At 37.9% G+C, this 9,848-nt stretch carries 7 protein-coding genes and 1 rRNA gene; 5 read left to right on the top strand and 3 right to left on the bottom strand.

Annotation, left to right across the window (positions count from 1 at the left end):
* Nucleotides 1–156 precede the first annotated feature (156 nt).
* Both rrf and AAV97_RS00885 read left to right on the top strand, forming a co-directional pair.
* Nucleotides 157–271: ribosomal RNA gene (gene rrf, locus AAV97_RS00890) — 5S ribosomal RNA — on the top strand.
* A gap of 113 nt (nt 272–384) precedes the next feature.
* Complete coding sequence (locus AAV97_RS00885) at nt 385–969, top strand: hypothetical protein (RefSeq protein WP_009586409.1); 585 nt, start codon at nt 385–387, stop codon at nt 967–969.
* Nucleotides 970–1,461: 492 nt separating this feature from the next.
* Here the strand turns inward: AAV97_RS00885 and AAV97_RS00880 are convergent, their stop codons facing one another.
* A complete protein-coding gene (locus tag AAV97_RS00880) occupies nt 1,462–4,818 on the bottom strand; it encodes a DEAD/DEAH box helicase (RefSeq protein WP_009586407.1) in 3,357 nt (1,118 codons plus the stop codon).
* A gap of 194 nt (nt 4,819–5,012) precedes the next feature.
* On the opposite strand from AAV97_RS00880, the gene AAV97_RS00875 reads away from it, so the two are divergent.
* The 3 genes from AAV97_RS00875 to AAV97_RS00865 all read left to right on the top strand — a co-directional run bounded on the left by AAV97_RS00875 (nt 5,013) and on the right by AAV97_RS00865 (nt 8,664).
* Nucleotides 5,013–6,176 (top strand): acyl-CoA dehydrogenase family protein, encoded by a 1,164-nt coding sequence (locus tag AAV97_RS00875; RefSeq protein WP_009586411.1) that lies wholly within the window; start codon nt 5,013–5,015, stop codon nt 6,174–6,176.
* Nucleotides 6,177–6,250: 74 nt separating this feature from the next.
* Nucleotides 6,251–7,420, top strand: coding sequence for an acyl-CoA dehydrogenase family protein (locus AAV97_RS00870; RefSeq protein WP_046759554.1), 1,170 nt, complete (start codon nt 6,251–6,253; stop codon nt 7,418–7,420).
* A 74-nt stretch (nt 7,421–7,494) separates the two neighbouring features.
* The gene (locus AAV97_RS00865; RefSeq protein WP_046759553.1) at nt 7,495–8,664 is read left to right on the top strand and encodes an acyl-CoA dehydrogenase family protein; all 1,170 of its coding nucleotides are present in this window, start codon (nt 7,495–7,497) and stop codon (nt 8,662–8,664) included.
* A gap of 54 nt (nt 8,665–8,718) precedes the next feature.
* Here the strand turns inward: AAV97_RS00865 and AAV97_RS00860 are convergent, their stop codons facing one another.
* Together AAV97_RS00860 and AAV97_RS00855 are read right to left on the bottom strand one after the other, a co-directional pair.
* Entirely contained in the window at nt 8,719–9,129 is a 411-nt protein-coding gene (locus AAV97_RS00860; RefSeq protein WP_227543951.1) for a hypothetical protein, read from the bottom strand.
* 89 nt (nt 9,130–9,218) lie between these two features.
* Nucleotides 9,219–9,818 carry a TetR/AcrR family transcriptional regulator gene (locus tag AAV97_RS00855; protein WP_010591459.1) on the bottom strand — a complete coding sequence of 200 codons (600 nt, stop codon included), beginning with the start codon at nt 9,816–9,818 and terminating at the stop codon, nt 9,219–9,221.
* Between the last annotated feature and the right edge of the window lie 30 nt (nt 9,819–9,848).

Here is a 9,848-nt window from a genome sequence, read left to right as displayed (position 1 = left end):
GTTGTATATGAAGCATCATTTGATTCATAAAAGATCAAAGATACTTGATTTAGTTGTAAAGCTAGTTACAATAACCAACTCAAATGTTCTTCTGTTAAACTCATTTGGAACAAAGTAAGGCATACCCATAAGACCCGAAAAAGTCCATAACAGTTTGCTGGCGACAATAGCAAGAGTGAACCACCTGATCCCTTCCCGAACTCAGAAGTGAAACCTCTTAGCGCTGATGGTAGTGTGGGGTTACCCATGTGAGAGTAAGTCATCGCCAGCTTTTAATTCTTAAAACACCCTCAACTAAAATGTTGAGGGTGTTTTTTTATGCGTAAATCAAAGAAAATAATGTTGATAATCAGTTTAATACAAGAATAGAGTAAGGATGTTGAAATGGAAAAAGAAATATATATACTTTTAGGCGCTACGATTACTGCTTTGTTTGGTTATATCGTTGCGCGTTATACTAGTGGAATTCAATTAAAAATAGCACAAAAAAATTCCGAGAAAGATATTCAGCTTCAATTGGATCGTTTAGCCAATGAGCGATTAAAGGATGAAGTTTCTTTAGAACGGGAAAAATTGGAGATATTGCATAAAATTCTCTCAATCATTTCTTTTGAAAATTCACAAACCATGAGCTATATCAAATTACCAGAGACTGAACTTACAGATTTCCGTAAAAGATATATTGAAAACTGTAATCGTCTTCATGATGCACATGCAATAACAGATTTATATTATCCCGAAATGTCTGATTCAATAAGAAAAATATTTGGTCAAGCAAACTGTTTTTGGGGGTATCAGGAAAGTGTTATGCAAATTGACATTAAAGCAAATAACCAAGGATGGCACGAAAATCTATCAAAAGTTTTAGAAGCTGGTAAGGAGATTAATCAACATGTACAAAATCTACAATATAGGATTGCTGAAAGAGGTAGAGAGCTTAACAAAGCTCTAAAACTAGTCAACTTTTAAAAGTATTGATTCAATGTTAATGATAAGAAATATTGAGTTATTACTAATAGCCACTTATCCCAATCATTTCTCAAAGGGAGTGGGAGCATCAAGAATATGATGAAGATTCAATCTCGTTTTTTTATTTATAGAAGATTTTAATAAATAATTGAATACAAAAAGAAAACCCCATCATCCTGATGGGGTTTTCTTCGTATTGGTGTGTTAGATCTGACTCCTGTCGAATCTCACGTTCCTGATGCTCAGACACTTGGTTATTGTTGTTTTGTCTGGGAAACTTCCTGTTCCCGATAACGATAGAATAGGTGAATTTAAAGCAGCCGTATATTCGCTAAGTTCGGCAGAAGTTGTAGGTAAATGCTTACATTGAACGGATTAGAAAATTGCTGTTAACAATTTAAATAAGCATTTACTCGTGGATATTATGCAAAATTCCATGCTGAATGAAAGCATTGGCTAGATAAAAAGTAATGCTTAACTAGGTATTTAGTTTCAATCCAACAAGCTCATGACATCATCTTCAGACAATTTCACTTCATTTTCATGATCAATACTCAATACAGATTTGGCAAGATCAGCTTTATTTTTCTGTAAGGCTAAAATCTTTTCTTCGATACTTTGGTTGGTAATCAGTTTATAAACAAAGACAGGTTTGTCTTGACCGATTCGCCATGCACGATCTGAAGCTTGATCTTCAGCAGCAGGGTTCCACCATGGATCAAAGTGAATTACAGTGTCCGCAGCAGTTAGGTTTAGTCCAACGCCACCCGCTTTTAAACTGATCAGGAAAACAGGAATTTCTCCTGATTGGAATGCAGTAATCACTTCATCACGTTTTTTGGTTTGTCCTGTCAATTTTACATTTCGAATATTTAATGCTTTTAAATGTTCTTCAATGAGTTGAAGCATGGTTGTGAATTGAGAAAAAATTAAAATCTTGCGTCCTTCTTCAACCATGCCTTGGACCATTTCTAATAAATGATCCAACTTAGCAGATTCGACATTTTGATTTTTAATTTGATCAAGCTGTAAAAGGCTAGGATGGCAACATACTTGTCGAAGTTTGAGTAAGGCACTCAAGATCTGGATTTGACTACGATGAAAACCTTTGGCTGCAATGAGTTCTCGGATATTCTTTTGCATTGTTGCACGAACAGCCTCGTAGAGTTTAGATTGCTGTTCATTCATGTCAATATTGACTTCAATTGTGGTCTTTTCTGGAAGTTCTTTGGCAACTTCTGTTTTTAAGCGGCGCAACATAAATGGTTTAATACGTGAAACAAGCTTAACTTTTGTTGGAATATCAGCATGCTTTTCAATAGGATTTCGATATTTTTTATTAAATAATTCTTGGCTATAAAGAAAACCAGGCATAAGGAAATGGAATAAAGACCATAATTCACCTAAGTGGTTTTCCATCGGTGTTCCAGTCAAACACAGACGATGTTTAGCCTTAATTTGACGAACTACTTGAGATGCTTTAGCCCGTGGATTTTTGATGTTTTGTGCTTCATCCAGAATCAGTAAATGGTACTGGTGTGGCAATAAAAATTCTTCATCACGACCAATTAATGGGTAGGTACTTAGTACCACATCCGCATTGTTAATATCTTGAAAATATTCCAAGCGATCTTGACCTTGAAGGACTAAAACCTTTAATTCAGGGGTGAATTTTTCAGCTTCTTTACGCCAGTTATGCATTAAAGATGTGGGTGCAATAATCAAGGCTGGGCGTTGTTTCAATCGCCCTGCTTGTTTTTCTATCAGTATATGCGCAAGTGTTTGAGCTGTTTTACCTAAGCCCATGTCATCGGCGAGGATACCGCCATGTTCAGTTTCACGTAAAAACTGTAACCATGCTAAACCTTGCTGTTGATAAGGACGTAATTCTCCTTGAAAGCCTTCAGGTGTCGCAATTTGATGTTGATAACTACTTTGCAACTTCTCAGCAAATATTTGTAACCGTTCGCTACTTTGCCACGGCATGCCCAAATGATGTTGTAAATCCAAAAATTGTGCAGCATCGTATTGGTCTAATGAGGCAGACTCTGGATGGCGTAAAATTTCTTTCAGATAAATCAAAATAGGTTTGATGTCCTGAACCTTTAACGCCAATTGAGACTGAGCTTCTCTTAAATGAACAATGAGAAAACTTTCATCCTTCATTTGTGCAATATAATCATCTTCTAAGAGATGAGGATTATGTTGAATGGCGTAGCCCAATAAGTCGATTAAATTATAAGTTTGCCCATGTACATCTTGAATGGTTGCGCCAACATTAAACCAATCTTGCTTTTTTTCAGATTCGGTTAAAGATAACTGCAAATTTTGTGTGGCGCGTAAGTTGAATTGGCTATCGGCAGTGTGCTCAACTTTCCAACCGAGAAGTTCAATTTTATTTTCAGGAATCAGTTGATCAATCCATGCAGTAGGATCTGCACAAATAATTGATTTTTCAGTAATGTTATCAAACGCAGGTCTCTTGCTTTTCGGTATTTTGGTGATCCATTGTAGGGATGGAATAGCGTCCATTAAGGTCGCAATATATTGTTTTTCTATGACAAGATCACGTTGTTGTCGTACCGTTTTTTGTTGGACGTTACTGACAAAACATTCATCTGGAAAACCAGCTTTGATTCTTCCAGCTTGGTATTCAAATTCGATTTCTGCAAAAGCATAGTGGTGCATATGACCTAAGCGATCATATTGTGGATGCGTACCAAAGCGTAAAATTGGCGTTGGTTTGCCAGTTAGGATATCTACATTTTGTGTAGATTGAGCTTGTGGAAAATCTTCAAAACATGAATAAGGTTGGATGGCTTGTTGAAATTCAGGCATAAGTTCAACAGGCATCTGAGGCATGTTCAGCAGTTCTTCAATCATTTCACTAGAATATGAAGATTCAAGCGCACCCACTTGGTTTTTGAACAAATCTAAATAGCTTAAAGGGTGAGAATGAATAATATAAATATGTTGTGCATGTTCACCGGTAATTTCTAATTGTTGATCATCAAAAAAATGTGCTTTTAATTTTTCAGTTTGTTGCTCAGGTTTAGATTGCCAATTAAATTCGATTTTATAGTTCTGTTCAGACCAAGTTAATGCTGGTCTTTGTACATCCAGTCCATAACAATCACCACTCAAAATTGCAGTTTTAAGATGTTCCTGATAAATACCCGAAATATCCCATGATGAAGGATAAAAATGGGCATTATTGAAATTTAACTTTGCAAAAAAATAGAGGTGACTAAAGATTTTCTTTTCTTCTGGACTGACTTTTAGGCGTTCATTAAGCACATTGTCATAACTGGTATACAGTGCTGTATCACGAATTTTTCCATCTTTATTATGGCGAGCTTTGTATACGCAAAGTTGCAGTTGAGCCGAATTATTTTTGGCCTGAAAAATATATACCAGTTGATGCGGTGTTTTTTTTGTGGCTGGCTGAATTTGAGCCAATTGTTGTTTAAATTGATTTAACCAAGCTTTTGCTGTGCCATGTGCAGTTTGATTGGCTGTTGCTGAAGTTTGCTCTGAATGGTTTAAATTTTGTCGACTCAGTGCATTCGACATTTCTTGATCATAAAAATAACGGGCTAATGCTGCCGCATGTTTACAATCATAGGCTACAGGACAACTACAGTCGGTATCGACGATCTGATTTTTTAACGGATTATAAATAACTGCCGTTTCATAATAGTCGGTCCCTTGAACTTGTGCCTCTATCACTAAATTGTCACGGTCAGGATAAATTTCTAGAGATTTAAGATCAATTTTTTTGACATAACTCAAGCTTCGTTGAATAGTTGCCGGGCTAAAACGAGATAAAAATTGATTCAGTGTCGCCATTATTTCTAGAGCTAAAAATTAAAATGAAATTATTAAGAGTGTAACGGATTTTTGAAATGGAAGCTGAAATTAATACATGAGTTTTCAGCAAAATTGACATGTTTTTAATTATAAATTGATCATTTCTGCAACTTTAAATGCTTTAAAATCTGTCAGTATAAGTTTTTAAAAATAATGCTGGGAAGCACATCAAGATGAAACATAACCCAATTTACTATACAGATCAGCATTTTGCCTTTGCAGACTCAGTTCGTAAGTTTGTTCAAAAGGAGTTAATGCCACATATCAATGAGTGGGAAGAAGCTGAAACATTTCCAAAAGAACTTTATCAAAAAGCAGCTGAAATTGGCTTGTTAGGCATAGGTTTTGATGAACGCTATGGTGGAATACCTGAAACTGATGCTTTTCATGTCCTTTTATCTTCCATTGAACTTGCTAAAACTGGTTCAGGCGGTTTGTGCGCTTCTTTATTGTCACATTCAATTGGCGCACCGCCGATCAATCATTTTGCTTCAGATGAAATTAAAGAGACAGTGCTGACGCAGATTTTAGCAGGTGAGAAAATCTCCGCTTTAGCCATCACTGAACCATCTGGTGGCTCAGATGTCGCGGCGTTGAAAACTAAAGCACTACGAGATGGTGATGATTATATCGTGAGTGGAGAAAAAACGTTTATTACTTCGGGCATTCGTGCAGATTACTATACGGTCGCTGTACGTACGGATGTAGATGCCAAAGGTCCAAATGGTATTTCAATGTTATTGATTGATGCGCATAGCAAAGGCATTAGCAAGTCAAAATTGGACAAAATGGGGTGGTGGGCTTCAGATACTGCGCATTTACATTTTGACCAAGTCCGTGTTCCAGCACATCATTTATTAGGTGCTGAAAACATGGGGTTTTTGGTAATTATGAATAACTTTAATATGGAACGATTTTTTCTTGCTGCCAGTAGTTATGGTTTTGCATTAACTTGCTATGAGGAGGCCTTGGAATGGGCACGAGAACGTAAAACCTTTGGCAAGCGTTTGTTAGACCATCAGGTGGTTCGTCATAAACTTGTGGATATGGCGACTCGTCTTACCACCACACTGGTTTTATTGGAAGATACAGCTTATCGTCTGGGAAAACCTGAAATGCAGGGTAATGAATTGATTGCTCAAATCTGTATGCTAAAAAATGTGGCAACGCAGACCATGCAATTTTGTGCAGACGCAGCTGTACAAACTTTGGGGGGGATGGGGTTTATGCGTGGAACGAAGTCTGAACGTATTTATCGTGATGTTAAAGTGAATATGATTGGTGGAGGCGCAGAAGAAATCATGAAAGATCTCGCCAGTCGTCAATTGGGCTATTAGAATTTGAGTAATTGGTTAAGATAGTATTGTATGGAAAATAAAGTGTCATAAAAATAATCAGGGAACAACAAGAGATGGATCATTTAAATAACCCGATTTACTACACCGCTGAACATCGTGCATTTGCTGACAGTGTGAAGAAGTTTGTGGAAAAAGAAATCAGCCCTTATGTCAATGAATGGGATGAGGAGGGAAGTTTTCCACGAGAACTTTATCAAAAAGCTGCATCCATAGGACTACTGGGTTTAGGGTTTGATGAAGATCATGGAGGAATACCAGATGCAGATGCATTTCATGTGTTCCTTGCAGCAGTTGAAACAGCTAAAGCGGGTTCAGGCGGGGTACATATCTCACTGATGATTCATACCATTGGAACGCCTCCGATCCATTATTTTGCACAGCCTCATATTCGTGACCAAGTGATGCCACAAATTATTGCAGGTGAGAAAATCTCCGCTTTAGCCATCACCGAACCATCTGGTGGCTCAGATGTCGCGGCGTTGAAAACTAAAGCACTACGAGATGGTGATGATTATATCGTGAGTGGGGAAAAAACGTTTATTACTTCGGGCATTCGTGCAGATTACTATACGGTCGCTGTACGTACGGATGTAGATGCCAAAGGTCCAAATGGTATTTCAATGTTATTGATTGATGCCCATAGCAAAGGCATTAGCAAGTCAAAATTGGACAAGATGGGGTGGTGGGCTTCAGATACTGCACATTTACATTTTGATCAAGTCCGTGTTCCAGCACATCATTTATTAGGTGCTGAAAATATGGGGTTTTTGGTGATTATGAATAACTTTAATATGGAGCGTTTTTTTCTTGCTGCAAGTAGTTATGGTTTTGCACTAACTTGCTATGAGGAGGCCTTGGAATGGGCACGAGAACGTAAAACCTTTGGCAAGCGTTTGTTAGATCATCAGGTGGTTCGTCATAAACTTGTGGATATGGCGACTCGTCTTACCACTACACTGGCTTTACTAGAAGATACAGCATATCGTCTGGGGAAACCTGAGATGCAGGGCAATGAATTGATTGCTCAAATCTGCATGCTAAAAAATGTGGCAACGCAGACCATGCAATTTTGTGCAGATGCAGCAGTACAAACTTTGGGTGGGATGGGATTTATGCGTGGAACGAAGTCTGAACGTATTTATCGCGATGTTAAAGTGAATATGATTGGCGGAGGCGCAGAAGAAATCATGAAAGATCTCGCCAGTCGTCAATTGGGTTATTAGAATTTGAGTAATTGGTTAAGATAGTATTGTATGGAAAATAAAGTGTCATAAAAATAATCAGGGAACAACAAGAGATGGATCATTTAAATAACCCGATTTACTACACCGCTGAACATCGTGCATTTGCTGATAGTGTGAAGAAGTTCGTGGAAAAAGAAATTAGCCCTTATGTCAATGAATGGGATGAGGCGGGAAGCTTTCCACGAGAACTTTATCAAAAAGCTGCATCCATAGGACTACTAGGTTTAGGGTTTGATGAAGATCATGGCGGAATACCATATGCAGATGCATTTCATGTGTTCCTTGCAGCAGTTGAAACAGCTAAAGCGGGTTCAGGCGGAGTACATATCTCACTGATGATTCATACCATAGGAACGCCTCCGATCCATTATTTTGCACAGCCTCATATTCGTGACCAAGTGATGCCACAAATTATTGCAGGCGAGAAAATTTCTGCGCTGGCAATCACTGAACCTACTGGTGGTTCAGATGTTGCTGCCTTACAAACTAAAGCGATACGAGACGGTGACTTTTACCTGCTCAGTGGAGAAAAAACCTTTATTACTTCAGGCATGCGAGCTGACTATTACACCGTTGCTGTAAGAACCAATCCAGAAATAAAAGGTGCCAATGGAATTTCGATGCTATTGGTGGATGCGCATAGTGAAGGTATTACCAAATCTCCGTTAAAGAAAATGGGGTGGTGGGCTTCAGATACTGCCCATTTGCATTTTGATCAGGTCAAAGTGCCTGTAGAAAATCTTCTAGGAGAAGAAAACGCAGGTTTTAAAGTGATTATGAAAAACTTTAATATGGAGCGTTTTTGGTTAGCTTCTATGGCATATGGTTATGCGTTGGTATGTTATGAAGAAGCTTTACAGTGGTCTAAAGATCGAAAAACTTTTGGTAAACGCTTGGTTGATCATCAAGTGGTACGTCATAAACTGGTGGATATGGCAACGCGTTTAACCTATACGCGTGCACTGTTGGAAGATACAGCTTATCGTATGGGTAAAGCTGAATTACAGGGAAGTGATTTAATCGCACAGATTTGTATGTCGAAGAATGTTGCAACACAATGCATGCAATTTTGTGCAGATGCCGCGGTACAGACGCTTGGTGGAATGGGCTTTATGCGTGGAACGAAGTCTGAGCGAATCTACCGTGAAGTGAAGGTTAATATGATTGGCGGTGGTGCAGAAGAAATCATGAAGGATTTGATCAGTAAGCAGTTGGGGTTTTGATTTTTTGCAAATTAAATGATCTATTTATGATGATATGCCAAAGGAGAATCTCTTTTATTTTGGGGTAATTTTTAAATGATTTCGAAGTTTAATTTTCCGTAAGTCGGGCGTTATTCTCCAACACAGCGTGTAAGCTGAATTTCCACATGCCCAATAACAAATCGTCGTTGCATGAATGTCGAGGTTATCTTCTAAAAGCTGAAGAATTGTGTTCCATTGCTGATCTGAATCTAGCGTTTTAGAAGACTCCTCAAACGATTGTAAAATCGTTTCCATCAGTGCAAATTTTTCGTCTTCATTGAGTTCATTTGAAAGATAAGCATCTATAAATTCATCAATACGATTTGGGTCAGCAACCTCATATTCCCAATCTTGCATAAAAGCATCATAGGGTAAATTAAAGCGTTGAGCCAATGCGTGAATTGCCGAAGCGGTAATGTATCGTTGAGAGTATGTTTTAAACATTATTTTTGTCAGTTTTATCATGAAAACAAAACTTATTTTATTTCGAATTTCAAAAAATAAGAAATTGACGCAGAGAAATCAACCAACATTTATTTCAAAGCCATACTTAAAACGGTTTCAGTCAATTCATCCATTGTCATTTTACCGTTGGGTTTATACCACGTGACTGTCCAAGCAATTGCACCCCCCAATAAGCGACGCCAAATAAAAGCATCATGTTGGACTTTATTGAGTTCACGTAGCTTTTCAATCACAGTCAGCCAAATATCTTCATAAGCATTGCGAAGTTTAAGCAACTCATCCTGTCTTGGTTTAGATAAAGCAAACCATTCATAAACCAGAACAGCCATCGCTGAACCTGTATCGCCGCTAATAGAGATCAGTTCAGCTTTAATTAAGTGTTTCAATTGTTGCTCAGGATCATCTGATATTTTAATCGCATCCAACAGACGAGCATGATTATAAATAATGGTCTGTTGCATCACATGGGCAAGAATATCATCCTTACTTTTAAAATGATGAAACAAGCTACCTGATTGAATTCCAATAAAATTGGCTAACTCACGCACAGTTGTTTTGGCATAACCTTGTTTGTGAAAAAGGTAAGCAGCACCCAGCAATAAACGACCTCTAGGGCTGTCATCAAAACAGGCAATCGGTTGAATATCATTGATTGAATTAGCGATCATCGGATCATTTTTTTCCATAAAGTTAAGCCA

Source organism: Acinetobacter sp. Ag2, assembly GCF_001005515.1.
GTDB lineage: Bacteria > Pseudomonadota > Gammaproteobacteria > Pseudomonadales > Moraxellaceae > Acinetobacter > Acinetobacter bereziniae.
Note: the sequence above shows the minus strand (reverse complement) of the source record. Positions and strands in the feature narration are given on the sequence as shown.

Bases quoted from the DNA above. Each gene is read 5' to 3' on its own strand.
- AAV97_RS00855 (WP_010591459.1), bottom strand. From the start codon at position 9,818: ATGATCGCTAATTCAATCAATGATATTCAACCGATTGCCTGTTTTGAT.
- AAV97_RS00870 (WP_046759554.1), top strand. From the start codon at position 6,251: ATGGATCATTTAAATAACCCGATTTACTACACCGCTGAACATCGTGCA.
- AAV97_RS00885 (WP_009586409.1), top strand. From the start codon at position 385: ATGGAAAAAGAAATATATATACTTTTAGGCGCTACGATTACTGCTTTG.
- AAV97_RS00865 (WP_046759553.1), top strand. From the start codon at position 7,495: ATGGATCATTTAAATAACCCGATTTACTACACCGCTGAACATCGTGCA.
- AAV97_RS00875 (WP_009586411.1), top strand. From the start codon at position 5,013: ATGAAACATAACCCAATTTACTATACAGATCAGCATTTTGCCTTTGCA.
- AAV97_RS00860 (WP_227543951.1), bottom strand. From the start codon at position 9,129: ATGTTTAAAACATACTCTCAACGATACATTACCGCTTCGGCAATTCAC.
- AAV97_RS00880 (WP_009586407.1), bottom strand. From the start codon at position 4,818: ATGGCGACACTGAATCAATTTTTATCTCGTTTTAGCCCGGCAACTATT.